General features: G+C 57.4%; 27 protein-coding genes and 1 pseudogene. 9 read left to right on the top strand and 19 right to left on the bottom strand.

All coding sequences use genetic code 11. The features are described from left to right. Nucleotides 1–78 precede the first annotated feature (78 nt). The 4 genes from modC to GL286_RS20280 form a co-directional block, all read right to left on the bottom strand. Nucleotides 79–1,125: a molybdenum ABC transporter ATP-binding protein gene (gene modC, locus GL286_RS20295; protein WP_155097395.1), complete on the bottom strand. Its 1,047-nt coding sequence runs from the start codon at nucleotides 1,123–1,125 to the stop codon at nucleotides 79–81. Beyond that, nucleotides 1,122–1,814, bottom strand: coding sequence for a molybdate ABC transporter permease subunit (gene modB, locus GL286_RS20290; protein ID WP_155097394.1), 693 nt, complete (start codon nucleotides 1,812–1,814; stop codon nucleotides 1,122–1,124). Before modB ends, modC begins: the two co-directional genes overlap by 4 nt. Next, the gene (gene modA / locus GL286_RS20285; RefSeq protein ID WP_155097393.1) at nucleotides 1,811–2,551 is read right to left on the bottom strand and encodes a molybdate ABC transporter substrate-binding protein; all 741 of its coding nucleotides are present in this window, start codon (nucleotides 2,549–2,551) and stop codon (nucleotides 1,811–1,813) included. The genes modB and modA overlap by 4 nt, the downstream gene beginning before the upstream one ends. Before the next feature lie 62 nt (nucleotides 2,552–2,613). After that, nucleotides 2,614–2,970, bottom strand: coding sequence for a winged helix-turn-helix domain-containing protein (locus GL286_RS20280; protein WP_155097392.1), 357 nt, complete (start codon nucleotides 2,968–2,970; stop codon nucleotides 2,614–2,616). A gap of 105 nt (nucleotides 2,971–3,075) precedes the next feature. Here GL286_RS20280 and GL286_RS20275 point away from each other — a divergent pair, with 105 nt between their 5' ends. Both GL286_RS20275 and GL286_RS20270 read left to right on the top strand, forming a co-directional pair. Next, nucleotides 3,076–4,257 carry an acetyl-CoA C-acyltransferase family protein gene (locus GL286_RS20275; protein ID WP_155097391.1) on the top strand — a complete coding sequence of 394 codons (1,182 nt, stop codon included), beginning with the start codon at nucleotides 3,076–3,078 and terminating at the stop codon, nucleotides 4,255–4,257. Nucleotides 4,258–4,496: 239 nt separating this feature from the next. Further along, nucleotides 4,497–6,275 carry an L-lactate permease gene (locus tag GL286_RS20270; RefSeq protein WP_343038950.1) on the top strand — a complete coding sequence of 593 codons (1,779 nt, stop codon included), beginning with the start codon at nucleotides 4,497–4,499 and terminating at the stop codon, nucleotides 6,273–6,275. A gap of 314 nt (nucleotides 6,276–6,589) precedes the next feature. On the opposite strand, the gene GL286_RS20265 is transcribed toward GL286_RS20270, so the two are convergent. From GL286_RS20265 to GL286_RS20245, 5 genes are all read right to left on the bottom strand, one after another. Continuing rightward, on the bottom strand, nucleotides 6,590–7,204 hold the full coding sequence (locus GL286_RS20265) for a VUT family protein (RefSeq protein WP_155097390.1): 615 nt from the start codon (nucleotides 7,202–7,204) through the stop codon (nucleotides 6,590–6,592). 115 nt (nucleotides 7,205–7,319) lie between these two features. Further along, nucleotides 7,320–8,159 (bottom strand): esterase-like activity of phytase family protein, encoded by an 840-nt coding sequence (locus tag GL286_RS20260; protein WP_246185044.1) that lies wholly within the window; start codon nucleotides 8,157–8,159, stop codon nucleotides 7,320–7,322. Nucleotides 8,160–8,275: 116 nt separating this feature from the next. Then, the gene (gene mepA / locus GL286_RS20255) at nucleotides 8,276–9,139 is read right to left on the bottom strand and encodes a penicillin-insensitive murein endopeptidase (RefSeq protein ID WP_170295325.1); all 864 of its coding nucleotides are present in this window, start codon (nucleotides 9,137–9,139) and stop codon (nucleotides 8,276–8,278) included. After that, complete coding sequence (locus GL286_RS20250) at nucleotides 9,136–10,494, bottom strand: MFS transporter (RefSeq protein ID WP_155097388.1); 1,359 nt, start codon at nucleotides 10,492–10,494, stop codon at nucleotides 9,136–9,138. Before GL286_RS20250 ends, mepA begins: the two co-directional genes overlap by 4 nt. 49 nt (nucleotides 10,495–10,543) lie before the next feature. Continuing rightward, nucleotides 10,544–11,116 (bottom strand): acyl-CoA thioesterase, encoded by a 573-nt coding sequence (locus GL286_RS20245; RefSeq protein WP_155097387.1) that lies wholly within the window; start codon nucleotides 11,114–11,116, stop codon nucleotides 10,544–10,546. A gap of 130 nt (nucleotides 11,117–11,246) precedes the next feature. Here GL286_RS20245 and GL286_RS20240 point away from each other — a divergent pair, with 130 nt between their 5' ends. Beyond that, a complete protein-coding gene (locus GL286_RS20240; RefSeq protein ID WP_155097386.1) occupies nucleotides 11,247–11,540 on the top strand; it encodes a YggT family protein in 294 nt (97 codons plus the stop codon). Then, on the top strand, nucleotides 11,540–13,567 hold the full coding sequence (gene recQ, locus GL286_RS20235) for a DNA helicase RecQ (protein WP_170295326.1): 2,028 nt from the start codon (nucleotides 11,540–11,542) through the stop codon (nucleotides 13,565–13,567). The genes GL286_RS20240 and recQ overlap by 1 nt, the downstream gene beginning before the upstream one ends. 64 nt (nucleotides 13,568–13,631) lie before the next feature. On the opposite strand, the gene GL286_RS20230 is transcribed toward recQ, so the two are convergent. The 10 genes from GL286_RS20230 to GL286_RS20185 all read right to left on the bottom strand — a co-directional run bounded on the left by GL286_RS20230 (nucleotide 13,632) and on the right by GL286_RS20185 (nucleotide 21,984). Next, complete coding sequence (locus GL286_RS20230) at nucleotides 13,632–13,964, bottom strand: hypothetical protein (RefSeq protein ID WP_155097384.1); 333 nt, start codon at nucleotides 13,962–13,964, stop codon at nucleotides 13,632–13,634. A gap of 107 nt (nucleotides 13,965–14,071) precedes the next feature. Next, nucleotides 14,072–14,716, bottom strand: a complete 645-nt coding sequence (locus GL286_RS20225) for a TetR/AcrR family transcriptional regulator (protein WP_155097383.1) — start codon at nucleotides 14,714–14,716, stop codon at nucleotides 14,072–14,074. A 411-nt stretch (nucleotides 14,717–15,127) separates the two neighbouring features. After that, nucleotides 15,128–15,520 (bottom strand): hypothetical protein, encoded by a 393-nt coding sequence (locus GL286_RS20220; protein WP_155097382.1) that lies wholly within the window; start codon nucleotides 15,518–15,520, stop codon nucleotides 15,128–15,130. Then, on the bottom strand, nucleotides 15,517–16,632 hold the full coding sequence (gene flhB / locus GL286_RS20215) for a flagellar type III secretion system protein FlhB (RefSeq protein WP_155097381.1): 1,116 nt from the start codon (nucleotides 16,630–16,632) through the stop codon (nucleotides 15,517–15,519). The genes GL286_RS20220 and flhB overlap by 4 nt, the downstream gene beginning before the upstream one ends. Further along, entirely contained in the window at nucleotides 16,629–17,387 is a 759-nt protein-coding gene (locus GL286_RS20210) for a flagellar biosynthetic protein FliR (RefSeq protein WP_170295324.1), read from the bottom strand. Before GL286_RS20210 ends, flhB begins: the two co-directional genes overlap by 4 nt. Next, the gene (locus tag GL286_RS20205; RefSeq protein ID WP_155097380.1) at nucleotides 17,384–19,471 is read right to left on the bottom strand and encodes a flagellar biosynthesis protein FlhA; all 2,088 of its coding nucleotides are present in this window, start codon (nucleotides 19,469–19,471) and stop codon (nucleotides 17,384–17,386) included. Before GL286_RS20205 ends, GL286_RS20210 begins: the two co-directional genes overlap by 4 nt. A 271-nt stretch (nucleotides 19,472–19,742) precedes the next feature. Next, complete coding sequence (gene motA / locus GL286_RS20200; protein ID WP_155097379.1) at nucleotides 19,743–20,609, bottom strand: flagellar motor stator protein MotA; 867 nt, start codon at nucleotides 20,607–20,609, stop codon at nucleotides 19,743–19,745. A gap of 13 nt (nucleotides 20,610–20,622) precedes the next feature. Continuing rightward, nucleotides 20,623–21,162, bottom strand: coding sequence for a MotE family protein (locus tag GL286_RS20195; RefSeq protein ID WP_155097378.1), 540 nt, complete (start codon nucleotides 21,160–21,162; stop codon nucleotides 20,623–20,625). Continuing rightward, a complete protein-coding gene (locus GL286_RS20190; RefSeq protein ID WP_155097377.1) occupies nucleotides 21,155–21,505 on the bottom strand; it encodes a hypothetical protein in 351 nt (116 codons plus the stop codon). The genes GL286_RS20195 and GL286_RS20190 overlap by 8 nt, the downstream gene beginning before the upstream one ends. Beyond that, entirely contained in the window at nucleotides 21,502–21,984 is a 483-nt protein-coding gene (locus GL286_RS20185) for a flagellar basal body-associated FliL family protein (protein ID WP_155097376.1), read from the bottom strand. The genes GL286_RS20190 and GL286_RS20185 overlap by 4 nt, the downstream gene beginning before the upstream one ends. 112 nt (nucleotides 21,985–22,096) lie before the next feature. On the opposite strand from GL286_RS20185, the gene fliF reads away from it, so the two are divergent. The 5 genes and pseudogenes from fliF to GL286_RS20160 form a co-directional block, all read left to right on the top strand. Then, nucleotides 22,097–23,665 (top strand): flagellar basal-body MS-ring/collar protein FliF, encoded by a 1,569-nt coding sequence (gene fliF / locus GL286_RS20180; RefSeq protein WP_155097375.1) that lies wholly within the window; start codon nucleotides 22,097–22,099, stop codon nucleotides 23,663–23,665. Continuing rightward, complete coding sequence (locus GL286_RS20175) at nucleotides 23,662–24,213, top strand: hypothetical protein (protein WP_155097374.1); 552 nt, start codon at nucleotides 23,662–23,664, stop codon at nucleotides 24,211–24,213. Before fliF ends, GL286_RS20175 begins: the two co-directional genes overlap by 4 nt. Nucleotides 24,214–24,233: 20 nt before the next feature. Beyond that, entirely contained in the window at nucleotides 24,234–24,464 is a 231-nt protein-coding gene (locus GL286_RS22980) for a FliM/FliN family flagellar motor switch protein (RefSeq protein WP_425496105.1), read from the top strand. 81 nt (nucleotides 24,465–24,545) lie between these two features. Next, a complete protein-coding gene (locus GL286_RS20165; RefSeq protein ID WP_246185042.1) occupies nucleotides 24,546–25,187 on the top strand; it encodes a flagellar type III secretion system pore protein FliP in 642 nt (213 codons plus the stop codon). 474 nt (nucleotides 25,188–25,661) lie between these two features. Then, nucleotides 25,662–25,923: pseudogene (locus tag GL286_RS20160) on the top strand (transposase); the annotation flags it as partial. Nucleotides 25,924–26,049: the final 126 nt, after the last annotated feature.

Below are 26,049 nucleotides of genomic sequence, written 5' to 3'. Positions count from 1 at the left end.
TGCCCTCATCCACTTTTTTATCCGAGAGCATAACGGAAATTTCCGGTCCGGTGCAAATAACAATGGTTCGATTTGTGCCTAACTGTGCACAACCGAAACAGATTTGATGATCGCAAAGCAGGAAATTCCCGGTTTCAATTCAAGTGCTTCGATTGATCGCGGCGTTATCTGCGCAAGCATCCGCTCATTCCCCAATGCCAGTTGCACCAAGCCGCCGCTGATCTGTGTCACACTGGCCGGAAGCACGTTCAGGGCCGACAGACCTTCCGGAGCAGTCCGCGACAGGATGACTTCGTGCGCCAGAATACGCAGCTTGAGATCGCTGCCTGCGGGAACGTGGATGTCTTGCAGCAGCATGGTTCCTCCAGCGGTCGTGACACGCGCCATCCCGTCCGGCTCGTAGCTATCGACGCGGCCTTGGATCAATGCGCCTGCCTCGCGCGCGCCAAGTTCGGGGGCAAGCAGGGGATCGGCAAGGATATCGCGGAGCGATCCCGCGTGGATGACACGGCCTTTCCGCATCAGCACGACCGTCGTTGCCAGCCGCAAGACCTCGGGGACCGAGTGGCTGACATACAGGATCGGCAGGCGCACCTCGTCGCGCAGGCGTTCCAGCCATGGCATGATCTCGGCCTTGCGACCTTCGTCCAGCGCGGCCAGCGGTTCATCCATGACCAGCAAAGCGGGGTCCGACAGAAGGGCGCGACCGATTGCGGTTCGCTGCTTCTCGCCGCCCGACAGGGTTGATGGACGGCGATGAAGCAGTGGTCCTAAGGCCAGCATCTTGACGATCCGATCGAAGTCCCGTCCCGCATTCCGCCGCCAGCGCGACGGGTAACGCAAGTTCCGTTCGACCGTCATATGCGGGAATAGGCGAGCGTCCTGAAAGACATAACCGATGCGGCGTTCCTGTGGTGAAAGGTTGGTCCCGCTGTCGAACAGCACGCGCCCGTCCAAGGCAATGCGGCCGGAATCCGGGCGGAGCAATCCCGAGATCGCGTTGATCGTCGTGCTTTTTCCGCAACCTGATGGACCGAACAGTGCGGTCACGCCAGAGGGCGCTTCGAATACGACGTCCAGATCAAGCCCCGGAAAGGCGTGTCGAAGAGCGACTGACAGGCTCATGTCCGCGATGCCGCCCGACGCGCCAGATATTCGGACAAGACCACCGCCCCCATCGCCACCACGATCGAGACCAACACCAAGCGCATTGCCGGCCCTTCGCCCCCCGGCGTTTCAAGAAATGCGTAGATCGCCGAGGGCAGGGTCTGGGTCTGGCCCGGAATATTCGACACAAAGGTAATCGTCGCGCCGAATTCACCCATCGCCTTGGCAAAGCCCAGCGTCGCTCCGGCCAGCAGCGCGGGTATGATCAGGGGCAGCGTAACAGTGGCGAATATCCATGGGCGGGGCGCGCCAAGAGTCGCTGCGGCCTGCTCCAGTTTCGGGTCCACTGCCTCGAAGCCCAGCCGGATCGCGCGCACCATCAAGGGAAAGCCCATGATCGCTGCGGCCAAGGCGGCTCCGGTCCAGCGGAAGGCAAAGACGATGCCCAGCGGTTTAAGCAAGCTGCCGACCGGTCCCTGCGTGCCGAAGGTGATCAGCAGCAAGTATCCCACCACCACCGGAGGCAGGATCAGCGGCAGATGGACGATTCCGCTAAGGAATGCGTGACCCGGAAATTGCCGTCGCGCCAGAAGCCACGCGACGGCCGTGGCGAAAGGCAGGCTGACCAGCGTCGCGACCAGCGAGACCCGCAGCGACAGGACAACTGCCTGCCATTCCTGCGGGCCAAGCCAGTCCGTCAGGCTCATGGCAGAACGGTGAAGCCTTGCGCTTCGAAGACGGATTTCGCGGGGTCTTGCTTCAGGCTTTGCAAAAAGGCGGCGGCCTGCGGCGTATCGGCGGCCTTCGTGACGGCTCCGGGATAGGTGATCGCATCATGGCTATCCGTCGGGAAGGTGCCAATGACGCCAACGCCCGGATCGGCCACCGCGTCCGAGCCGTAAACGATGCCCAGCGGCGCTTCTCCGGTCGAGACCAGCATCAGCGCGGAACGGACGTTGTCTGCCTGAGCGACATGCGGCTCCACTTCCGACCAAAGCCCCAGTTTTTCCAGCGATTGCTTGCCATATTGCCCGGCCGGAACCGAGTTGACCAGTGCCATTGCCAGCTTGCCGTCGCCCAGAAGCTTCGGAAGTTCGGTCACTTCGGCTGCAGCAGGCTTGCCGGTGCCGACCAGAACAAGCGTGTTGCCCAGCAGGTCGGTGCGGGATGCTTCGTCGATATCCCCCGACTTCTGGACCGCGTCCATCCAGTCGGTCGAGGCCGAGATGAACAGGTCCGCCGGAGCGCCCTCCTGGATCTGCTGGGCCAGTTTCGAGCTTCCGGCGTAAGAAATCACCACTTTGTCGTCATGCGATTTCTGCCATTCGGCCGCGATCTCGTCCAAGGCGGTTTTCAGGCTCGCTGCGGCAAAGATCGTGATCTCGTCAGCATGGGCGGCGGGTGTCAGGGCAATCAGGGCAGCTGCAAGCAGGGGCAAGCGCATCGGTTGGCTCCTTCCGATATGTTTAGTCTGACATAACCAATCGGTTGACGGTCTCGCAACCGTTATTTCTTGTCAGACATATCGCAAAGTGACGCACGCAGGCTGTCGAGTTCGGGAGCCTTTCGCAGCATGGCTTCGAGGGCGCGGTAATCTGCCAGCACCGCTTGGCCCAGTTCGGTCAGCGTCGCACCTCCGCCCTTCGCGCCGCCGCGACTGCTATCGACCAATGGGGCGCGGAAATTGCCATTCATTTCTTCGACCAGCGCCCAAGCACGGCGATAGCTCATTTTCAAGCGCCGACCTGCGCCCGAAATCGAGCCTTCTTCGGCGATGCCCTGCAACAGATCGGCCTTGCCGCGACCGAAGGTCAGGCCTTGTTCGAAATGCAGTCTGAGGCTCAGGCGAGGATCGTTTTTCATGGTGATGTTTTCGTCGAGTAACGCGGCGTAGGCAAGCGCGGGCGGGGGTTCCCGCGTGTGATCCGCTACAGTAGCGTTTCCCCATCAAGGAGAGGAGAGGGCATCATGTCCCAGAACGAAATCGTCATCCTGTCGGGCGCGCGTACTGCCATCGGAGGTTTTGGCGGCAGCTTGGCGGGCATCCCGCCAACCGAGCTTGCGGCGACGGTGACCCGCGCAGCAATTGAACGCGCCGGGATCGAGGCTGACCGGATCGGAACGGTTGTTTTCGGCCATGTCCTGAACACCGAGCCGCGCGATATGTACCTGTCTCGTGTGGCGATGCTGGACGCGGGGGTTCCGAACGGTACGCCCGCGATGAACGTGAACCGGCTGTGCGGATCGGGGGTTCAGGCGATTGTGTCCGCCGTACAGGCGCTGATGCTGGAAGACGCGGACTTCGCCGTGGCGGGCGGGGCTGAGTCGATGAGCCGTGCCCCCTATGCCGTTCCGGCTGCCCGTTTCGGTGCGAAAATGGGCGACGTGCAGATGCTCGATATGATGGTCGGCGCGCTGACCTGTCCGATGGGCACGGGCCATATGGGCGTGACCGCCGAGAACGTGGCGCGGGAATACGGCATCTCGCGCGATGCGCAGGATGAGTTCGCGCTGGAAAGCCAACGCCGCGCTGCCGAGGCAATTGCGCAGGGCCGGTTCCGGGATCAGATCGTTCCGGTCGGGATCAAGACGCGCAAGGGCACAGTCGCTTTCGAGGTGGACGAGCATCCCAAGGAAACGAGCCTCGACAAGCTTGCCGCGCTCAAACCGGCGTTCCAGAAAGATGGCACGGTTACGGCTGGCAATGCGTCGGGCATCAATGATGGTGCGGCGGCGCTGGTTCTGGCACGGGCGGATGCCGCGAAAGCGGCTGGTCTGACTCCGGCATTCCGCATCCTTGGATATGCCACCGCAGGCGTTCGCCCCGAGGTTATGGGGATCGGTCCTATTCCTGCTGTCGAGGCATTGCTGCGTCGGACCGGTCTGAAGGTTTCGGATTTCGATGTGATCGAGTCGAACGAGGCCTTCGCGGCGCAGGCGCTGGCGGTCAGCGGATCGCTTGGCTTTGACCCCAAGAAGGTCAATCCGAATGGCGGTGCCATCGCTCTTGGCCATCCGGTCGGCGCGACCGGTGCGATCATCACGCTCAAGGCGATGCACGAACTGCTCCGGATCAATGGCAGCAGGGCCCTGATCACGATGTGTATCGGCGGCGGGCAGGGGATCGCACTGGCGATCGAACGGATCTAACCGGAGGTGTCGCCTTTTGCCCATGACCGGTCGCAAGGGCTGCGATCGGTCATGGGCGTAAGTGAAAATGAGACGTCTGAGACATTCAGGCGTCTCGTTTGCCGAATGCCTCAACGGCTATTTCCCGTAAACGGCTGCGGTTCAACGCGACTATATTGAACTGATCGGTCTAAAACTGTTGACCCAAACTCGCCTGTCCGTGAGCATTCCCAACGGGAGTGCAATCGGGAGGAGAAAGTGTGACCCAAGGTCTTATGTTCGTGGCGGCATTATTGCCGGTCCTGACGGTTTTCGTGTTACTGGTCGTGCTCAGGCGAAGTGCGAAACTTTCGATGATGGTCGCGTATCTGGTGACGCTTGTGTTGGCGTTGCTGATCTGGGGCGCGCCTTGGCAGAAAGCTGCAGGGGCGACGGTGAACGGTCTCGTGACCGCGATCACCCTGCTTTACATCGTCTTTGGCGCGATCCTGCTGCTTTACACGGTACAGGAATCCGGAGCCATCCGCGCTATCCGTCGCGGGTTCACCGATATCTCGCCTGACCGGCGCATTCAGGCGATCATTATTGCCTGGATGTTCGGCTCGCTGATCGAGGGGGCCTCGGGCTTCGGGACGCCTGCTGCCGTGGCCGCGCCTTTGCTGGTTGCAATCGGGTTTCCGGCAATGGCCGCAGTCATGGTGACGCTGATCATCCAGTCGACTCCGGTATCGTTCGGGGCTGTCGGAACGCCGATGCTGGTGGGTGTCAAAACCGGATTGTCGAATAGTCAGGAAGTGACGGATGCCATCGCTCCGCTGACATTGGACCAGTACGTTCCGATGGTCGCGACCAATGTCGCGATGGTACACGCCTTGATCGGCATCCTGATCCCCTTGCTGATGGTCGGGATGCTGACGCGCTTCTTCGGCGAGAGCCGCAGCTTTGCGCATGGTTTCCGCGCATGGAAATTCGCGCTGTTCGCGGGCTTTGCCTTTACCGTGCCGTATTATCTTGTCGCCAAGTTTCTTGGTCCGGAATTCCCGTCCTTGCTGGGCGGATTGATCGGTTTGCTGATCGTCGTTCCTGCGGCGCGGGCAGGTCTGTTCATGCCTTCGGATCACTTCGATTTCCCGCCGCGCAAGCAATGGGGAGAGGATTGGCAAGGTTCGGTCGAGGCCGGTGATGCCGAAACCGACCTGACTGCAAACGCGCAGACGCGTGAAATCCCGCTGCTGACGGCATGGATGCCTTATGTCATCGTGGCAGGACTTCTGGTGCTGACGCGAACGATTGCTCCGCTGAAAGCGTGGCTGACGGGGCCGGATACGACGATCAAACTGTCGGACCTCTTCGGGTCGGGGATCAGTGCCTCGGCGCAGTTCCTGTATTCGCCGGGAACGATCATGATCCTCGCTTCGCTGATTTCGGTTGCCCTGTTCCGTATGCGTGGCCGCGATTACGGGCGGGCTTGGGCCATTTCGGGGCGCACGATGATGTCGGCGGCACCGGCGCTACTGCTGGCTGTGCCGATGGTGCAGGTCTTTATCAATTCGGGGTCCGAGGGCATTACCTCGATGCCTATCACGCTGGCCGAGGGCATGGCCTCGGTTGCGGGGGATGCGTGGCCACTTTTCGCGCCGCTGATCGGGGCGCTAGGGGCGTTCATCGCCGGTTCGAATACGGTGTCGAACATGATGTTCGCGTTGTTCCAGTTCTCGACCGCGCAAGGCATCGGGCTGGACCTGATCGGCATCACGGTCATCGTCACGCTGCAGGCGGTCGGAGGCGCTGCGGGCAACATGATCTGCGTACATAACGTCGTTGCCGCCTCGGCGACGGTCGGCTTGACCGACAAAGAGGGCGAGCTGATCCGCAAGACGCTGATCACCATGGCCTATTATGTGGTTCAGGCCGGATTGATTGGCATGGCACTGATCAATGGCGGCTATTGGTGGATCGCTGCGGTGATCTGGGCAGCGGTCGTGGTCGCGGCGCTCGGCAGCAATCGCGAGCGCGATCAGGTCGGCGAGACGGTCTGATCACATCATAAGGGCGGCCGTACCGGTCGCCCTTTTCATTCATCGGCATGCACCTGTCACGTCGGCACGGCGCGCAAGTGCCTAAAAAAGGGAACGGACCGTTCCCAAGGAAACGGCCCGCGAGATCCAAGGAGATGGTCCGGTTAGGGTTGGTGCCCACCGTCCCAGTCAGGGTTTACGACCCTAGGGGCTGCCCTTAGGCCACGGCCCCCCTGACTGTCCCGACACCTCTCTCCACTATCACTCTCGACACTGGACCACCTCCTTTCAATGTGTTGCCGTATGTTCTTAGCGTGACACAGATCGAAGATCAGTCAATGCATTTGCGCGCGCTTCTGGATCAAATTTCCGACGATGATCCTGAAAGGCACCAAGGCGAAGATTGCCTGCGCCATTTTGACCATCCAATCAGCAACTGCCAAAGAAACCCACAAAGGTTGCGCGGGACCATGCCCAAGCAGGGGAACTAGCTCGTTTGCCCAGGATACGTCATCTGCAGGAAACACAGATGTGAGTGTGGCCGAGAAGGCGATGGTGAAAAAAACAGCGGTATCGAGGACCGAACCAGCGATCGACGCAGCCAGAGGGGGCAACCACCAGTTGTATTTCCGCAACTTGTTGAACACGGAAATATCCATGAGTTGCGCCGAAAGGAACGCGGCACCCGATGCGATGGCGATGCGCAGCGTGGTCTTGTCCATTCCTGCCGCGACGATCGAGCACAGGATGCCGACCACGAAGCCCGCGAAGACGACCTTGCGCGCTGCGGCCGCGCCATAGACGCGATTCATGATGTCAGTGACGAGGAAGGCGACCGGATAGGTCAGCGCACCCCAGGTCAGCCAGTCTCCCAGAAGGTGCTGGACGAGGATGTTCGATGCCACCACAACGATGGCCATGGCGATGACGCCAGGAAGAATACGGGACATTGTCGGATTCCGTTTTGACAAGGTAGCGGAGACTCGGCCCCGGCCTGTTGGGGCAGCGCCGCATACGCCGTGCTGCCCGATGCTGTCAATGGTTTCGCGTGAATCCGGGACGGCCTTAGTCGGAAATGCGGTACTCGACCAGTTCCGTACGTTGCAAAGCACCGAAATTGTCGTCCGAGATCAGCGTGACGCGGATTCCCTTGTCGTCCTGCCAGACCGACATCCCCTCGAGATTGTCGAATTGAAGCGGATAAGAGGTCATCAGCGTCTGTTCGTTCGACAGCCCTTCGCCGGTGATGTCGAAGCGCCTGACGCGGCTGCGAAAGCCAAGAATGCCAAGGAAATCCCGTTCGAGCAGGTAAAGCCTGCCATCTGGACCGACATCTGCATCGACCGCCAGAAAATCGCCACGCCGCGGAATCGAGAAAGGCTCGTCCCATTTGCCGTCGCGGAACCGCCAGACGGGGAAGGGACGTTTCAGGCCGCCCGAGCGCTCGGGGATGGTCAGCAGCGTGCCATCGGCCATGATCGCCAGGGATTCCAGCGATGAATTGGGCTGCAACTTCTTGAAGGCATTGGCGCGCGGCAGAAGTCGGGCCGGACTGTCCGGTTTGTCATGGCCGACGACGCGGGTCAGACCCTCGAAGCTGATCCAGATCCGACCGTCCTGCCCGACAGCTAAACCTTCGCTGTCACCCGTCCGTCCGCCAGATGGCAGATCCTTGCCTTGGCTGTCTTTCAGCCGAGTATAACCCTCGGGGACGAGGCTGACGATATTGTCGTTGCTGTCGCGTTCGACCATGCCCCAGCGCAGGCTGGCGCGATCCGACAGCGCCAGAAAGCGGGTGCCGTCATCATCCAGATGCAACCCCGAGAAACCGCCGAAATCTGCCTCGTCCAAGTTCCAGACGAACGTACCGAGATGTTCCACACGCGGAGCCGAGCCGTTGGTCATCGTGACCGATCCGGCGGGACAAGAGTACCAAAGCACGAAGGCAAGGCCCATAAATGCAAGTGCGAGCCCGCTGAGGGCTCGCCTTATCCATGCATGGCCTGCCGTGATGCCTGTGGTTAGCGGGCTGTTGCTACGGCCTGACATTGGCGGGGCATTTCACTTAGTCGGAAGCTACGGGGATGGCGGTAATCGGGATCAGGCGGCACGGGTTTGACACGGCTGGGATCAATCCGGTTCTTGATCCACTCGGCGGCCTCGGCGCAACCGTCTCCGGCGGGCGGCGGGTCCTGCTTCTGGCAGGTCGATCCCGACGGGCAACTCAGCCGGACGTGGAAATGGTAGTCGTGACCATTGATCGGACGGACCTTGCGCAACCACGAGCGGTTGCCGGTCTCCATCTGGCACATTGCCACTTTGGCGACCGGATCAATGAAAATCCGTTCGATCCGGGGATCGCGAGCGGCGGCGCGGATGATCGCCATATGCGAAGGCGACCAATTGGCCGAGGGTGCGATGCCTTTTCCATTCACCACCGATACCGAGGAGATGCTTTCGCGCTGCGCCCTCGACAGATGCATGCTGGGCGGCGGTAGCAGCCAGATATCGGCATCCAGCCCCATCTGGTGGCTGGCATGGCCTGTGACCATCGGGCCGCCGCGCGGTTGGCTCATGTCGCCGATGTAAAGGCCCTGCCAACCTGCCTGACGTGCGGCCTGTGACAGGCCGATCAGGAAGCTGACAAGCTCGGGATGGCCCCAGTTCCGGTTGCGCGACAGGCGCATGGCCTGCCATGTCGGACCGGTTTCGGGAAGCTGGACCGCGCCGGAAACGCAGCCTTTGGAATAGAAGCCGATCGAAGTGGCGTTGCCGCCGGTCGGACCGGGTGTCGCTCCAAAGACATCTTTGGCGAGCGGGTCGGCCGATGCGGGCAAGGCAGTCGCCATCGCCAGCACAACAGCGCTTAGGAGTTTGCGGATCACTGCTCGGGTTCCCCTTTTGCTTTGACCCAGCTTAACAAAACCAGCGAAAGAAGAAACATCACGATCAGCGGAGAGATACCCAGCCGCAGGTTTCCGCTGAGATCGGTGACCAGCGCGATCAGAAATGGCGCGAGAAAAGTCGTCGCTTTTCCCGATAGGGCGTATAGGCCAAAGACCTCGGTGGCGCGTTCCGGCATGGTGTGCAGGACGACCAATGTGCGACCCGAAGCCTGCAAAACGCCGCCCGCCCCTCCGATCATCGCGCCGCATGCGAAGAACAATGCGTCCGGAAGGCGCGAGCCTTCGGGCAAAGGGAAGCCCATGATTTGATTGCGATCCATACCGATGACGATGGTGCAGACAAGGATCAGGACCAATGTGCATACGATGGTCACGGGCTTTGGTCCCCAGCGATGGTCGGCGCGCCCCCCCAGCCAGCAGATCACCGTGGCGGACAGGGCTGCGACGATGCCGAAGATGCCGGACAGGATGACCGGCCAGTCAAGTACGGCTGCGGCATATAGTCCGCCGAACGCGTAGAGCCCGTTCAAAGCATCCCGCGAGAACATCGAGGATAGCAGGAATGCCCCCAGCGAGCGCCGTTCACCCAAGCTGAGGACCAAGCGCCAAAGATCGCGCAGGGCCGCGGCGATGCTGACCGGTCGGCGGGGGCCCGGCGTTTCGGGAACCCAAAGCGCAAAGGGGATCATGAAGACCAGATACCAAAGGGCGGTAAACGGACCGACTGCGCGGGTGCCTTCGCGCGCGGCGGGATCAAGGCCAAGGATCGGCTCGATGCCCAGTAGGGTTCGTCCGGTCTGGGCGTTCTCTGCGAGCAGAAGCAGCATGACGAACAAGGCGATGACGCCGCCGAGATAGCCGAATGCAAAGCCCGACCCCGAGACCCGCCCGATCTGGTCCTTGGGCGCCAATCCGGGCAACAGGGCATTGGTGAAGATGGTGGCGAATTCGAGGCCGATCAGACCGATGCCAAAGTAGAATACGGTCGCGATCAGATGCGGTTGCTCGGGGCTGAGAAGCCACAACCCCCATGCACCAGTGGCGTAGAAGGCCGAGAATATCCAGATCCAGACCAACCGGCGCCCGCTATTATCCGCGATCGCCCCCAAAACCGGCGCAAGCAGTGCGATGACGAAACCCGAGATCGCCAGCCCGTAGCCCCAAAGTGATTGCGAGGCCGCTGCCGCTGCTTCGGGGGTCATGCCTTGACCAAGATAATGGGCCTTGGCGATCTCGGCGTAATAGACCGGAAAGATGAATGTGGTCAGCAATGTCGCATATGGCTGGCTGGCCCAGTCGAAAAACCACCAGCCCCAGATCCGTTTGCGCTCCATGCTGGTGTCCTTGTCCGCCATTCGTCAGGCGCATAAGGCCCAAGCAGGGTTAGGCAGGCAAGTCGTCTTTTGGGTCGTCGGGCGTAGGCGCCGGAATGACCGGAGGCCAAGGCCGCATTGCATCGGCCTTGATCCAGCCCTGCACCCAGTCGGGCAGTTCGGGACTGGCCGGTTCCCGTCCGGCAGCCTGCATCAGTCGTGCGGGCGGAATTATCCCTTGCTTTGAGGTAATCGCACCGCGCAATAGCATATGGTTGCAGCACTCGCCTTTGCGCCACATGCTTTGCTCCATGTACAGGAACTTGTCGTCCCAACCCATGGTGCGCGAAACCATGGTGAAGCGGTTGAAGCCACGCACCCGCCGGCGATATCGCACCGAGTTTCCGGCGACCGTGATGCCCCAGCCATTCTCGCGCATCGTGCCGATGATGCCGGTCCTGACCGCCATTGGCACGCGCCCGAGATCAAACAGCGTCAGGGTGCGGCCATTGTTCAGCTCGATCCATGGGTCCAGATCCCAAGGCCAGCAGCGATGCGTCGAAATATGCGGGTCCAGCACGCCGATCCGGGGGGCGTTGCGATACTTCAGCATCTCGGATGCAAAGCGCAGGATGGGGTACATTGGTCCTCCTTGTATGGTACCGGGCTAATGGCCGGATCGGAGGCCGTCAATCCGGACGCAGCGGCGCTCAGGGTTGCGCAATGCGGGGTGCTGCCTTACCTGTCGCAGGCACGCATAATACGAGGATGAGATGGGCACGCTTTTTGAAGCACTGATGCTGATACTGGATGTGATCTGGTTCGTGATGATCGCCCATATCATCATGTCGTGGCTGATCAATTTTCAGGTGCTAAACCTGCGCCAGCCGTTAGTCTGGCAGATCTGGAACGGTCTTAGCCGTCTGCTTGAGCCGCTTTATGCTCCGGTTCGGTCGATCCTGCCCAATACCGGCTCGCTGGATCTGGCGCCGCTGGTGGTCTTCATCATCATCATCGTGGCGCAACGTGCGCTGATCAATAACGCCGGTTGGTTTTACGGGTTCTGATCGTGTCGGCCGCACCCCTGCTGCGGCAGGTCTTCGGTTTTGACGGTTTCCGTCCGGGCCAGGAAGAGATCGTGAACGCTGTCGCCTCGGGGCGGGACGTTCTGGCGATCATGCCGACGGGTGGGGGGAAGTCGCTGTGTTACCAATTGCCTGCATTGATGCGGGACGGGTTGACGGTGGTGGTGTCGCCCTTGATCGCGTTGATGCGCGATCAGGTCCGCGCCCTGACCGAGGCGGGTGTCGCCGCCGCAGCCCTGACCAGCGGTAATACCGAGGAGGAGAACTCCGAAGTGCTGCGCGCATTGAGCGCGCGCGAATTGCGGCTGCTTTATATCGCACCGGAACGCCTCGCCTCGGGGGCGGCCTTGCCGATGCTGCGCCGTGCCGGCGTTCAGGCCATTGCTGTCGATGAGGCGCATTGCGTCAGCCAATGGGGCCATGATTTCCGCCCCGACTATCTGCGCGTTGGCGAACTTCGCAAAGCCTTGTCGGTTCCGCTTGCAGCTTTCACGGCAACCGCAGATGCCGAAACCCGCGACGAGATCGTGGCGCGACTGTTCGGCGGCGGCGAGCCGAAGATTTTTTTGCGGGGATTCGACCGACCGAATATCCATCTGGCGTTCCAGCCCAAGGATACTCCGCGTCGGCAGATTCTTGATTTTGCCTCGGCGCGACGGGGCCAATCCGGCATCGTCTATTGCGGTACCCGCGCCAAGACCGAAACACTTGCACAAGCGCTGAACCAGACCGGACTTGCCGCTGTCGCCTATCACGGCGGGATGGAGGCCGATCAGCGCCGTATGGTCGAGACCCGCTTCCAGCGAGAAGACGGATTGATCGTCACCGCGACCGTCGCTTTTGGCATGGGGATCGATAAGCCCGATATCCGCTGGGTCGCCCATGCCGACCTGCCGAAATCCATCGAAGCTTATTATCAGGAAATCGGTCGAGGTGGCCGCGACGGGGCCCCGGCCGAGACTTTGACGCTATACGGGCCTGATGACATCCGCCTGCGTCGTGGGCAGATAGATGAGGGACTTGCACCTTCCGATCGCAAGGCTGCCGATCATGCCCGTTTGAATGCCCTGTTGGGTCTGGCGGATTCGGCGACCTGCCGTCGTGTCGCGTTGCTGGGCTATTTCGGTGAAACGGCTGAGCCCTGCGGAAATTGCGATATTTGTGACACACCTCCCGAAGTTTTTGACGGCACGCAAGCCGCGAGAAAGGTGCTGTCCGCCATCCTGCGAACGGGCGAGAGCTATGGCTCCGGTCATATTATCGACGTTCTGATCGGCAATGCGACGGATCGGATTCAGGCGCGTGGGCATGACAAACTGCCGACCTTCGGCGTCGGTCGCGACTTATCGCGCGCTGAATGGCAGGCGGTGGTGCGCCAGATGCTTGGCCGCGATCTGATGCGACCGGACCCCGAGCGTCATGGCGGTCTTGCGATCACCGCCACAGCACACTCCGTCCTTCGCGGCGAGGAAACGGTCATCCTGCGTCGTGACCTGATCAGCCGCGCGCGACCGGCCGTGATGGTGCGCGCGCAGGTCGATGACGAAGATGCCCCGCTGCTTTCCGCGCTGAAAGCCAAGCGTCGCGCCTTGGCCGAGGCTGCGCGCGTTCCGGCCTATGTCATTTTTCCGGACCGGACGCTGATCGAAATGGCGCAGTCCCGACCGATGACGCTGGACGAGATGGCACGGGTGAATGGTGTCGGCGCGAAGAAGTTGGAGAATTTCGGCGACGAGTTCCTGCGCGTAATTGCAGGCGAGGTCGCTCCGATGCATCCGGCGCGCCGTGCATTGGCCGGTCGTCCTTCGGGCGATCTTTATGACCGTTTGCTTGAGGCGCAGAACAATCTGAGCCGCGGCGAGGATGGGATAGAAAAGCTGCTTTCCGTCAAGAACACGGTCCTGCGGCGTATCGCCGAAGATCGCCCGTCTGACCTGTCGCGCTATCTGGATGCGGCGCAGTTGGAACGGTTCGGCGAGGCGTTCATGCAAGAAATCTCAGAAAGATAAGCTGGACCGGATCGCGCTTCCGCCACCGGAACGGAAGCCGGTGACGGAAGGTTTCAGATCAGTATCAACCGCAGTCGATGTTGTAGACGTTGCCCGAGGCATCCAGACGGAACACGATGCGCAGCGGGTTATATTCCTGCGGCTCGATGCCGCGATATTCGACGACGCGATATTCGCGCGTGATGCCAAGACCCGGAATCACGGTGCCGGGCTGACCAAGTGCCGAGACATAGTCCTTGGCGTGGCACGCATCAGGTTCACGCGACTCAAGGCCGGAAACACCTGCAACCGGCGTGACGGGCAGGGGCGAGACTTGCGGCACCGGCTCAGGTGTAGGGGCGGGCGCACAGGCGGCAAGAGGGGCCAAAACGGCAAGGACGAGGAGGGCTCGGTTCATAAGTTCATCCAGTGAAGGTGAAAATTCGTGGTGGCATCATAGGGAGGCAAGGTTTGAAAATGAAGCCGTGGCGAAATTTTCCCCGAAGCCGTGACTGGCGCTGGCTGCTATTCGCCCGCGACCCGCATTTCGGTCATTCCGGTCCCGTAACAGGCCATGAACATCCGGACCGCACCGTCGCTGACGGCACGCAATAACTCGGCATCGACCGTCTGGCGGCCCACGAACAACGCGCGGTCGTGTAAAGTCGCGCCCGCCAGTCGGATCAGCTGATCGGCGGCGAGGTCGAAATCGGTGATCCGAAGCTCTCCTAAATCAGCGCGCTGCCTAAGGTATCGGACCAGCCTAAGCCGAAGCTGGACCGGTCCAGATTCATAATATTCTCGCGCCAGAGATGGAAAACGTTCGGCTTCGGCGACACTGACGCGATACATCGCCATGCCGAAATCCGACACGATATGCGCCGAGATCAGTTGAACGATGAACGGCAGGATCTGGTGGACCGGCAGATCCACCTCGAGCAGCGCCCCCGCGTCAGCGGTGTCGCGGGCAAGTTCATTGCGGAACACCTCGGTGAACATGATGCGCTTATCGGGGAAATAGCTGTAAAGTGTGGCCTTCGAGACCCCCGCCTCATGCGCGATATCATCGACGCTCGCGCCTTCGAAACCGTCGCGCAGAAAGATCGTCCGAGCGCCTTCCAGCACCTGAAGGAACTTGCGACCCTTCATTACCGAAACACCCTTTTCCATAGGACGGTTCTCCCAACACCTTACCCCGGTCCGGGGCGTCTACTCTTAAAACGGGGCGTCACTGCCTTTGATATGTCTTTTTATTCTAATTACTTGAAGTTGCAAAGGCATGCCATGAACCTGACCACCTCTAATCGGGACGGATGTTCACCCAGCGCTTATTTGATAAGTCAAAGTCATACAATTTGCGGGTCTTCGGTTCGTCGACCTTTGGCATGAAGCGGTGTTGGCTAAGGAACTACAGCGGCATTCTTTCGTGGCGCAACCAAGTCACGCATGGAGCCGATGGACATAAGTTGGACCGGACCTCGGTTCCGTCGGCAAGTACGCCATTAGGTCCGCCAATCGCCGATCCACGCTTTCCTACCAGAAGGTCGAAACAACGATCAGGTAAGGCCGGCATCCCGATTGTCAGCCGGTCGGGTCTTGCTTCTTGACGCGGTGGTCGCGGTCATCTGCGGCAGAGTTCTTGCGGAGTGTTTTGATGACCTCGGCTCGGCCAAATTCGCGTTGGGCCTGTGCTCGGGCGGCGTCGTAGCGCGGGCGCATCTGGGCGAGATCGTGTTCGGCGGCGATCAATGCGCGGCTATGGTCCTGCGCCAAAGCATTGATGAGACGTGCCTCGGCAACTGAAAAATCGGTCTCGGATGCGTAGAGCGCCTGATGCGTCGATTTGATGTTGTCGATCCGCGCTTGCGCGGCTTCGATGTGCTGTCTGAAGGCCGAGAAATGGCGCATTTCAAGGTCCGATTTCATTTGCGCGATGCGTTCAAGTTGCATCAATGATTTGGTCGATTGGCTCATCTTGTTGGCCCGTTGGGGTTGATTGGTGCGTTTGCCCAGCCCGACCGCGCTTTTTTGCGCATCGCCTCGGCAAAGCGTATGGCGGCGGCGACCGGCGCGAACTGATCCGAGCGAATTTCCTCTCCGATTTCGACAGACGCATGTAGCGCACGCGCACAAGGCGGATCAGACCAGATCGGGACTCTATGTTCATCCGCGCGTTCCCGGATACGTCGCGCGACCTCATCGACGCCTTTCGCTAGGCAAACCGGAGCGCGACCGTTGCCGCGCTTCCACTCCAGCGCGACCGCGTAATGCGTAGGGTTTACGATCACGACATCGGCCCTTTCCACGTCCGCCAGCATCGCATTCATGACGATATCAATGCCTTTCTGGCGGCGGGCGGCCTTGAAGTGGGGATCGCCCTCGCTGTCTTTATATTCGTCCTGCATCTCCTTTCGGGACATGCGATGCCGTCGCATAAACTCGAAGCGTTTCCAGATCAGGTCGATTCCGGCGAAGACAACGCCGATGCCGATCGCCAATGTGATGGCCTTTTGCAGAATGGTACTCACGCCGACCATCCATTGCGTTTCGCCCATTGCTGCTGACGACATGATCCAACCGAACAGCGAGCGATAAAGCAGCCACCCGCCAACTGTGACAAAGATCACCTTCGCAACGGAAATCGCAAAACTCGCCAGACCAGAAGGGCCGAATTTTTGCCCGGCGTTTTTCAGCGGGTTTATCCGGTTGATATCCGGGACCAGCTTCTTTGGTGTAAAGACGATGGCCCGCTGTACGATCAGACCGACAAGAACCGGAAGTGCCAACAGCGCAAGAAAGATTACGGTCGAGAACCCCGTCTGCATGACGATTCCGTGCACCAGATCCATCGCGGATTCGCTGGAACCGTCCGGCCATTGTTCGGTGCCTAATGCGCGAGCGGCCATCGCGACCCAGTCAGGAATCAACCACGCGGTGGCGAGCGCGAATGCGCCCCAAAGACCGATATAAGTCAATGTCGAGTTTAGTTCTTGAGATCGAGGGATATCCCCCTCTTCTCGGGCGCGACGGAGCTTCTGCTCTGTGGCGTCGAATTGTTTGTCGTCGTCCTCGTCCTCGCCGCTCATCTGTGCATCACCCGGATAATCTCGAACATCTCAGACGCCCAGATCGAGATCGTCGAAGGTGTCAAAAGAGCAAGTGCGATCAGCGCAAGCAGCACTGCACCCGGTGCGGCAATGAACGTAACGGGAAATGCGGGCATGACTTTATTGACCATGCCTGAAAGAAGCTGGAACAAGAATCCGCCCAGAATGAAGGGCGCCGCAAGCATGAGCCCCAATTTGAAGCCGTGATAAAACAATCCGATGGCTGCGGGGAACAGTGCCGAGATGTCGGGCCATTCTCCGACTGGCTTTACAGCGAGACTGCTTTGCAGCAGATCAATCACCGCGAACGGAAAGCCAAGTGCCATCAGCACGGCTATTCCCGCAAGATGGAAGATGTTGCCAACCGGATGCGGCGTGTGTTCGGTCGCTGGTCCGACCAATTGCGAAAGCGAAGCAGTAGCTGCAATCGCTGCCGCGGCGATATCGAGCGCCGATGCGAACAGCCTCACCATCGCACCGATGGCCAAACCTGTCATCAGTTCGGCCAGACAGGCAAATGCAAACCAGACAGGGACGGTGAACAACTGCACGGCAGTTATCTGTTCGGCCAGCAGCGGAGTCATCGACATTGCGATAGCCACGCGAACCCTGACAGGAAGGCCTGGGGTCGAAAAGCCCGGCAGTGAGAGCAGGCAGGCCTGAACTCGGCAATAAACGAGGATCAGCCCGCTCAGGGTGCTTGCCAGTTTAGGATCGTTCAGCAGTTCGGTCACAATGCGACAGTGCCAACCAAACGGACACGCGCGGACGGATCAATCTCGTCAAGGCCGATGACAGGAGTAGCAATCCCAGCACCTTCCAAGACCATCCGGATCAGACGGCGCCGGTGATCGGGCACAGCAATGACAAACTCCGCCGCAGGGGGGAGCGTTGCAACAAGTTTGCGTACCGCCTCGACCAGTTTCTGCTGAAGTTGCGGTAAGGCTGCGCTTGCTCCGCGGCTTGCCTCGCTTTCTGTTCGGGTCAATTCGGCTTCCCACATCGGATGAAGCTGTAGGATATCAAGATGACCATCGGCGGAAGAATACTGCTCGCTGATCTGACCGCGCAGACGGCGGCGAACCTGCTCATAGACGGCATCAGGCGAGGAGGCGCTTTTGGCCTCATATACGGCGTCCGCGATGAGCGTCAGGTTTCGGATCGAAAGCTTTTCCTGAAGCATTGCGCGCAGCACCGCGAGCAGCAATTCGGGCGCGACCTTGTCGGGGATCATCCCGTCGAAAAACCGCTGATTGACCTGCGCCCGATGCGAATCCGAGATGTCGCAAAGCTCTCGGATCGTTCTTTGCATCGCGGACATCGTCATCAGGGCGGCAAGGTTGTTTCGAACCACCTCCATCAGATGCGTGGACAGGATCTCCATCGGAATGACGAGGGTCGCACCTGAAATTGCCACCAGCTCCTGTTGATCAGGGGTGACCCACTTGGCAGCACTGCCGTAAACCGGCTCTCGCACTTCGTCACCATCAATGCTGGCGAGTGTAGTTTCGGACGCGAGGGCCAATGTAGAATCGGGTCTAAGGATCCCTCGACCTCTGACAACGCCCTGGATGCGGATCAAATACTCACCAGCTTCGAAATCGGTGCCGTCGGTAATCCGGACATCGGGCAGGATGAGGCCATAACTACGTGCGATATGATGGCGAAGATTGGTAATTCTCTGGCCCAATCCTCGGCCTTGATCCAATGCGCTGGCAATCAGGCCCGGACCGATTTCAATACTTATCTCATCGGTATCAAGTACGTCACCGATCCGGGTCTGGTTTGGCGTTGGCACCGACAAGGTTTCCGTAGGCGGTATGTCTTGTGCCGCAGCAAGATTCCGCTTTCTAAGCATCCAACCAGCAGCGCCGAAGAATATTGCCAAGATCAGGAAGACAGCTTTAGGCATGCCGGGAATTGACCCGACGATGATCATACCGATTCCGACGACTGTGGGGACTTGCCAGTTTGCCAGCATCTGTCGGGAAAGGAGATCGGCTGTTGTTTCCGTAGCCCCCCCGCGAGAAAGCAGAAGCGCGGCCGCCATCGAGGTGATGAGTGCCGGAATTTGTGAAACCAGTCCGTCGCCAATCGTCAGCTGGGAATAGGTCGAGAAAGCCTCGGCGACGGGCAGTCGATGAACAACCATACCCGCCGTCAGACCAACCAGAAGATTGACAACAGTTATAAGCAATCCGGCAATAGCGTCGCCCTTGACAAACTTTGACGCGCCATCGAGCGAGCCGAAGAAGCTAATTTCATTCTGTTCTTGGATGCGGCGACGCTTTGCTTCCTCGTGGTCTATCGCACCAGAATTCAGATCGCCATCAATCGCGAGTTGTTTCCCGGGAAGAGAATCTAGTGCAAAACGCGCCGACACCTCGGCCATGCGGCCGGAGCCCTTGGTGATGACCATGAAATTCACAATGGAAATCACGGCAAAGACCGTTAGGCCGACCAGTAATGATCCCCCCGCAACGAATTCCGCAAAACCGTTAATGACATGGCCTGCTGCCTCGGGGCCGTTCTGGCCGTTTGTCAGGATCAGTCGCGTCGACGAGACGTTTAACGATAGCCTGATCAGAAGCGAGATGAGTAGCAGAACCGGAAACGCCTGGAAGTCGGTGGGTTTTTCGACCATGGCCGCCATGACAAGGATAAGCGTTGCTGTAGCAATCGAGAATGCGATCCCCACGTCCAGAACCGCAGCTGGCAGTGGAATAACCATCGATAGGACGACAATGACCAATCCTCCGGTGATAAGGATCGGTCGGGTCGATTGAGGGAGTCTTTTTGCGACGTGTTCTGGGGTCATTTCTCGGGATCCGGGCTTTGGGCGGGATCAAGTATCCGCTCAACGGTCCAGCTAGGGCCATCGAACAACCCAGATCGGCGGAGATAAACCAGAACACGCAACCTTTCGGCTGGCTCCATTATCGCCAGCCGAGCATTCAAATCGGCCGGCAACGGCTCTCCGTTCAGGAGCCAAGTCTGCGCATCTACGATCATTTTGGCTGCTGGATCAGTATGATCCATCGGGATCGCGGGATCTCCAGCCAGGACCGTCGCCGTGACTGCGACGACTATCATGCGGCCCTCTTCAGGTCGCGCAGTGCATTCTCCAGATCGCCATAGCTGGGTCTCACATGCTCGGGAGCGGTTTGGCGACCGACCTCAACGCAAAGATTAGTCGCGTGCTGATGAAGTCCGGCGACAAGAACCGATTTGATTACGTCATAAAAGGATTGATCCTGCTTCGTGACGGCTTGCAATCGTTGCGCAAATGGAGCGACCAATGCATAGGCTAGAAAAACGCCAAGAAAAGTCCCGACGAGCGCGCCACCAATCATTTTGCCAAGGACTTCGGGCGGCTGGTCTATCGCGCTCATTGTCTTGATGACACCTAGTACGGCGGCAACGATTCCCAGTGCGGGCAACGCGTCGGCCATATTCTGCAACGCGTGCGGAGCATGCATTGCCTCTTCGCTCATCAGGCTAATGCGCTGAGAAAGCATCTCCTCAACCTGATAGGGATCGTCATAATTCAGGCTCGCCGAACGCAACGTGTCTGTGATCAACGATACTGCGTGTCCATCCGCAAGAATTCTGGGGAATGCCTGAAATATTGGCGAGTTTTCAGGGTCTTCAATGTGGCTTTCCAGGTCAATGGGATTAGCCTTTGCGATCCTAAGCAGTTGAAACAATAAGCACAGTACGTCCTGCAAATCTGCCTCGCGCCATTGCGGCCCTTTAAGAGCCCGAACGACGCCACCGAGCGAGTGCTTGATAACAGCTGTCTCATTCGAAAGCAGAAATGAACCCAAAGCGGCGCCGCCAATCATCATCATTTCATAGGGTAACGAATGCAAAATTACACCGAGCTTCCCTCCGGCAAGAATATATCCTCCGAAAACCATCGCGAATGTGAGAACAATGCCAATCATGCCGAGCATAACTTGTATCCTCCTATTGACTTGCGCGGATGGCGCCCATGAACGACGTGAAAATCGCTGCCTGCGCCGGATCTACCGATGCCATGATCTTCGCTCCGGATTCGGGTTGAATGCGTGCCAATATCTGGGCCGCATATTCTGGCGGTAGGTTGGAGAGCACCTTGGCGGCTTCTTCTGGCTTCATTTGGTCGTAGAGCTTTATTATTCTGGAAACTTCAATAGATTGATCTTCGCTCAGCTGTCTTTTGTGATAGTTTATGTCTTCCCGAACTTTGCGCAGTTCAATGAGGCTATTCTTTAATTTTACTTCCGCGTCGGCAAGCTCTCCTTTTCTTTTTTCAATATCTTGTATGAAGGTTTCGATTCTCTGACTTCGTTGATGAAGTGTTTGTGCTAATTCAACCGCTTCCGGAATATCCGCACAACCTTGCAGTAATGACGTCGGTTCCGCGCTAGCCTGCAGTCTCTTGGGGTCATTTATTAGTGAAAGTCCAAAGATGGAGGCAGCGAAGACAAAGGTGGAACTGGAGATATGAAGAAGCGATCTACGCATTCACAGTACCTGTCGAAATTACTCTCTTTTTGCGGCGAACTCTGCCTGAGTTAGACATTGCAGATTCAGCGAACTGTTTTTGTAATGTCCAATAAGCTCGCTCTTTCTTTGCCTTCTCAATTTCCTCCGCCAAACCATGAGTCGCTAGAAGGGCCTCTGTCTTTGCTGAATGAATCGAGTGCTCGAGCCGGCTAATCTCGCTGGTCATGACGGCGATCGCGCCGCCTAGCCCAGTTTCCAGGTCATTGAGTTTGCGTAACCGCCGTACCAGCAGGCAGCAGAAGACGGTTAGGTTGATCGCAAAAAATAGTATTCCGCCCTGAAGGATATGGGAGACCGTCATTGGATGCGAAACTCCGTGATTAGGACATCGCTGAACGATTCTTTGCCCAGAACGTAGACTGCACGGTTTGCTAATTCATCCCGTATAATTTCAAGAATTCCGCGTTTTTCGAATGCGCCGATATCAATGCTGGACAAAAAGGAATTGAATGAGTCCGAGAGTCTGGGAAGCAATACCTGCACTTCCTGCTTCTTGCTGACGGTTGTTTCGATCTGAATCGCCATAACAAGTGTTCGCATCTGGGCGCCTGGAAGCGTCAGAATTATCTGAGGAATTGCGACAAACTCTGCTTTAGACTGAAATCGTTGCACTGGTCCACTGTGCTCAGAGTTGAAAAAGCCGAGTGGAGACCAAGTGCCGATGAAAGTTGAGATAAAGCCGCCGCCAGCTAGCAGGATGAAAGTGAGCGCCAATACTATTGGCTTGGGACCCCGTTTCCCGACCGTAGTGATTGACTGGAAAGCTCCGGCGTCGGCCATGCTGATTCTCCGTTGTTCATTCAAACGGATATCATCTACCAGCTAACCAAATCTTAATTCCCACCATGGCAAAGACGAGTTGACACATCACGGACGATTCGCGAGGCAACGTATGTTGAGATTGCAAGACTACTGGCGCGACAGAAGTCCGGGTCAGAAGCTTACGTTGTTGCTGACCTTTGCTATCACGTTAGCCGATGTCGTAGGCTTGTCTTGGTTGAGTTACCGTCCCAACTTTGTGCCACTTTATCCAAAGCTGGATGCTCAACAGGCGGGTGCAATCGTTTCAGCGGTTGAGTCAGCCGGAGCCGATTACATCATACGCGGAGAAACGATTTGGGTTGATGCGGCTCAGCGTGACGCTCTGCGGATGACATTGGCCGGACAGGGCCTGCCAGCCGCGAACGGAGAAGGATACGAGATACTCGACGGTATGTCGGGATTTGGCACAACTTCACAGATGTTTGATGCAGCTTATTGGCGCGCAAAGGAAGGGGAGTTGGCCCGCACCGTCCTGGCGCTGCCTAACGTGAAGTCAGCTCGCGTACATTTGGCAGTTCCCCATGCCCGGGGATTTCGTCGCGAAGGGCAGGCCAGCGCCTCAATTACGGTCACAACGAACGGAACTCAGATCAGCAGAGTTCAAGCCAAAGCGATGAAGTTCCTGGTCGCGTCGGGCGTACCTGGAATGACTGGCGATCAGGTGACGGTGATTGACAGTGAGCGTGGCGTCGTCTTGTCCAGTGATGACCCAAACGCTGACGACCGCATGTCAGAAATGAAGCGAAACGTCGAACGCATACTAGAAGCACACGTCGGAAGCGGTAATGCCGTCGTGGAACTAAACTTGGATGTGGTGCGGGAGACGGAAACTCTAACCGAGCAGAAATACGACCCGCAATCGCGGGCTCTAGTTTCGCAAGAAAGTGAGGAACTGGCGGATCAGAACACAAATAATTCCTCAGGGCCTGTAACGGCGGCTTCGAACCTGCCCGAGGGGAAAAACGAGATAGATGATGAAAGTAAGTCGTCTCGCTCGGAAACACGGCAGAGATCGAACTTTGAAGTCAGCAAAGTGACACGTGAAGTGAATCGCCAGCCAGGGGCGGTACGTCGGCTTACAGTCGCAGTTCTAATAAATGATGCTAGCTCCGTGGGATCGGACGGAACGGTCACCTTTACCCCGCGTGCGTCTTCCGAATTAGATGCCGTTCGAGAGTTGGTTTCCTCTGTCGTCGGTTTTGATGAGGCTAGAGGCGATGTAATTACAGTAAGATCGCTTCCGTTCTCTCGGGTCAATGAGTCAGGATATGGCGACGTGCTGTCCGATTCAACTTCTCATGGCGTATATAAACGTCCGATGTATCTTTCGATATTCGCACTTCTAGCCGTGGTCTTTCTTGGAATCATGCTCTGGTTCGTTAAAGCTAAGAAGGCTTTCAGAAATAAGATGGTCAGTCTCGATCGGTCTGGAGTTTATGAAGATGGGGTGGAAATTGCGTCGGTGCCCACCGGCGAACAGATTGATAACGCGTTGGAAATATCCGACATTGATTTTGTTTCCGAAGTGCCAGCTAGGAGTGATCCTGTGCTCAGACTTAAGCACCTAATGAAAGAACGAGGTGACGACAGTCTTTTATTGTTGTCTGGATGGATCAGCAAAATCGGAGATGGGAAATGAAATCTCTCGCACTAAAGCTTGAAGTGTTCAATTCGCGCTCAACGAATGAAAAGACGATTACTGTTCAAGACGTGGTTTCTGCTCGAGATGAGGGCTATGAATGTGGATTTCGGGACGCGCAGAGCGATTATATCAACATGATCGGAGATGAAATAAAGAGATTGGTTGATCTATCTCGTAAAATTGATGCTGAGCGAGATGTGATTTATAAAGATGTTGAGCGAGAGTTTTTGCAATTGCTTGCGGTTTTTATTGAAGCATTATCTGGTTTTGTTGATGGTTCTGGTGTTTTTGACCGGATTGTTTCGGAAGTTTCTGCTGCGAGAGAGCGTAAGGTTGGATCTCTACAGATCCGTTGTAGTTCCGATGTCTATGCTACTATTGGTCCTGATCTAATGGGGCGCCTTTCAGGAGTAAAAATTCTTAGTTCGGATAAACCCCTTGATTGTGCTGCTAAGGTGGAGTTTCACGAAGGACGCATTTCATTTAATACTGATGGCTTCAAGGCGGCTTGCAAAGGAATTATTTCTAATAGCTATGGTGGTTGACTTTGAGTGATTCTGTGAAAATGGTTTATATGGACGATATCAAGGTGGATGTTTCGGTGAGATTAGGGAGGTGTCTTGTCGAGATTGGAAATATATCGTGTCTGAGTCTAGGCTCAGTGTTGCAGTTGGATTGTGAGATGTCAGATGTTGTTGATATTTGCGTTGGGGAAAAGGTCATTGCCACTGGGGAGCTTATAAGAATAGAGGGGTGTGATAAAATTAACGTGAAGGTAATTGGAGTGATCGGGTAGATGATTGGATCGGCTCCGTCTTATTTACTATTTTCTCTCCCCGATCCTGTCGTGGCTGGGGGGCTAGGAGTCGTTGATGCCATGGAAAGTCACCACTTGGGTATAGGTGAAAATTCTTTCGTTATTCTTGTTACGTTGACTGTTCTATCTCTTGTGCCGGCTGTCGTAATTATGTTTACGTGCTTTCCGTTTGTGGTGACGGTTTTGTCGATTTTGAGGCAGTCAATTGGACTGTCTCAATCTCCCCCCAATATGGTCGTGACGAGTCTAGCGCTATTCATCACTTGCTATATAATGCATCCAGTCTTCTTTGAATCATGGGTTGCTGCTGCGGTGCCATTGTCCGAAGGGAAAATCTCCGTTACACAGGCTTTTCATCAGGGTGTAAGACCTTTTATCGTGTTCATGGAGAGCAGAGTGCAAGGCAATGATCTTGAGGAGGTGCCCGGATTTTTGTCTCCAATAGATACTACTCGGGTAGGGTTTGATTATAGGTTGATACCTGCTTTTTTATTATCGGAACTGCAACGCGCATTTGAGGTCGGATTTCTTATATCATTGCCTTTTTTTGTTATTGATCTAGTGGTTTCAGCGGTGCTCATGTCTGTCGGCATGATGATGGTTCCTCCCGCGGTGGTTTCTCTGCCAATTAAGCTAGCATTTTTTGTTTCGGTTGGTGGCTGGCAGATCCTTTCAAGCGCGTTGATCAACAGCTATGTGTAATTTTTTTGGATATTTTGGCGAGGAGCGTTACCGGGTAGCCAAGGAATGCACGCGACCATTTATCGACGCAGCGGAATTTTTTCGGATTAGGCTGCTAATCTGCACGGCTCTGCTGGGGTCAACATTGCAAGTCCTGATGTAGTACCGGTTGTTGTAGAGTCGGATCCAGTCACCGTTGGTGGGGACGGCATATTGGTGGCTTTGAAACGATGAAGATGCTCGCATTGCTCCTTCAGCATCCCTATCATACGATCGACCATACTGTGCTGCTTTGGGTAATGCGGAGTGATGAACTCCTGCTTCAGACCATAACAGCGGATCAATACCGTATAATGGCGGTTGGTTCAGACTACGTGGTCCGCTCTGAACACCTCCCGACGCATTGATTTTGGGTGATCGACCTTAGGCTTCATTCGCTTTGAATTGCAGGGTTTCGTATGCTTTGGCGAGAAACCCTGCAATTTCCGGTCGCCGGTGAAGCCCCGTTCCCGCAGCCCTGAACAGGTGACCTGCTCCGCCCGCGGCTGGTCGACGTGATCGACACCCGCCATGAACTGGTGAAGCCCGCGGCACTGATCGACCGGGATTTCTTCGAACGGGAATGGGCGAGCTTCTTTCCCTCGCATCAGGGCCAACCGGCGACCTCGCCGCGCCTGGTCGCGGGGTGATGTATCTCCAGCATGCCTTCAAGCTCTCGGATGAGGCGGTCGTCGCCCGCTGGGTGGAGAACCCTTACTGTTGATTTCCACCCAGAACTGAGCCGGAAAGTCGCCTAATTTTCACTGAGAATTGAGCCATGTGAACCTTCCCCCATAGCGGTGAGCGACGGGGCAACGGAGTGATCCGCATGGGACTTTTCGCC

The sequence above is a fragment of the Paracoccus aestuariivivens genome, from assembly GCF_009711225.1.
GTDB classification, from domain to species: domain Bacteria; phylum Pseudomonadota; class Alphaproteobacteria; order Rhodobacterales; family Rhodobacteraceae; genus Paracoccus; species Paracoccus aestuariivivens.
Note: the sequence above shows the minus strand (reverse complement) of the source record. Positions and strands in the feature narration are given on the sequence as shown.

Bases quoted from the DNA above. Each gene is read 5' to 3' on its own strand.
- GL286_RS20195 (WP_155097378.1), bottom strand. From the start codon at position 21,162: ATGCGTAGATCGCTTCTTCATATCTCCAGTTCCACCTTTGTCTTCGCT.
- GL286_RS20260 (WP_246185044.1), bottom strand. From the start codon at position 8,159: ATGACCAACGGCTCGGCTCCGCGTGTGGAACATCTCGGTACGTTCGTC.
- GL286_RS20220 (WP_155097382.1), bottom strand. From the start codon at position 15,520: ATGAGCCAATCGACCAAATCATTGATGCAACTTGAACGCATCGCGCAA.
- GL286_RS22980 (WP_425496105.1), top strand. From the start codon at position 24,234: ATGGTTTATATGGACGATATCAAGGTGGATGTTTCGGTGAGATTAGGG.
- GL286_RS20280 (WP_155097392.1), bottom strand. From the start codon at position 2,970: ATGAAAAACGATCCTCGCCTGAGCCTCAGACTGCATTTCGAACAAGGC.
- modC (WP_155097395.1), bottom strand. From the start codon at position 1,125: ATGAGCCTGTCAGTCGCTCTTCGACACGCCTTTCCGGGGCTTGATCTG.
- GL286_RS20165 (WP_246185042.1), top strand. From the start codon at position 24,546: ATGGAAAGTCACCACTTGGGTATAGGTGAAAATTCTTTCGTTATTCTT.
- GL286_RS20230 (WP_155097384.1), bottom strand. From the start codon at position 13,964: ATGAACCGAGCCCTCCTCGTCCTTGCCGTTTTGGCCCCTCTTGCCGCC.
- GL286_RS20205 (WP_155097380.1), bottom strand. From the start codon at position 19,471: ATGACCCCAGAACACGTCGCAAAAAGACTCCCTCAATCGACCCGACCG.
- GL286_RS20245 (WP_155097387.1), bottom strand. From the start codon at position 11,116: ATGTACCCCATCCTGCGCTTTGCATCCGAGATGCTGAAGTATCGCAAC.
- GL286_RS20265 (WP_155097390.1), bottom strand. From the start codon at position 7,204: ATGTCCCGTATTCTTCCTGGCGTCATCGCCATGGCCATCGTTGTGGTG.
- GL286_RS20185 (WP_155097376.1), bottom strand. From the start codon at position 21,984: ATGGCCGACGCCGGAGCTTTCCAGTCAATCACTACGGTCGGGAAACGG.
- GL286_RS20240 (WP_155097386.1), top strand. From the start codon at position 11,247: ATGGGCACGCTTTTTGAAGCACTGATGCTGATACTGGATGTGATCTGG.
- modB (WP_155097394.1), bottom strand. From the start codon at position 1,814: ATGAGCCTGACGGACTGGCTTGGCCCGCAGGAATGGCAGGCAGTTGTC.
- GL286_RS20275 (WP_155097391.1), top strand. From the start codon at position 3,076: ATGTCCCAGAACGAAATCGTCATCCTGTCGGGCGCGCGTACTGCCATC.
- fliF (WP_155097375.1), top strand. From the start codon at position 22,097: ATGTTGAGATTGCAAGACTACTGGCGCGACAGAAGTCCGGGTCAGAAG.
- GL286_RS20250 (WP_155097388.1), bottom strand. From the start codon at position 10,494: ATGGAGCGCAAACGGATCTGGGGCTGGTGGTTTTTCGACTGGGCCAGC.
- motA (WP_155097379.1), bottom strand. From the start codon at position 20,609: ATGCTCGGCATGATTGGCATTGTTCTCACATTCGCGATGGTTTTCGGA.
- GL286_RS20175 (WP_155097374.1), top strand. From the start codon at position 23,662: ATGAAATCTCTCGCACTAAAGCTTGAAGTGTTCAATTCGCGCTCAACG.
- GL286_RS20190 (WP_155097377.1), bottom strand. From the start codon at position 21,505: ATGACGGTCTCCCATATCCTTCAGGGCGGAATACTATTTTTTGCGATC.
- flhB (WP_155097381.1), bottom strand. From the start codon at position 16,632: ATGAGCGGCGAGGACGAGGACGACGACAAACAATTCGACGCCACAGAG.
- modA (WP_155097393.1), bottom strand. From the start codon at position 2,551: ATGCGCTTGCCCCTGCTTGCAGCTGCCCTGATTGCCCTGACACCCGCC.
- GL286_RS20225 (WP_155097383.1), bottom strand. From the start codon at position 14,716: ATGGAAAAGGGTGTTTCGGTAATGAAGGGTCGCAAGTTCCTTCAGGTG.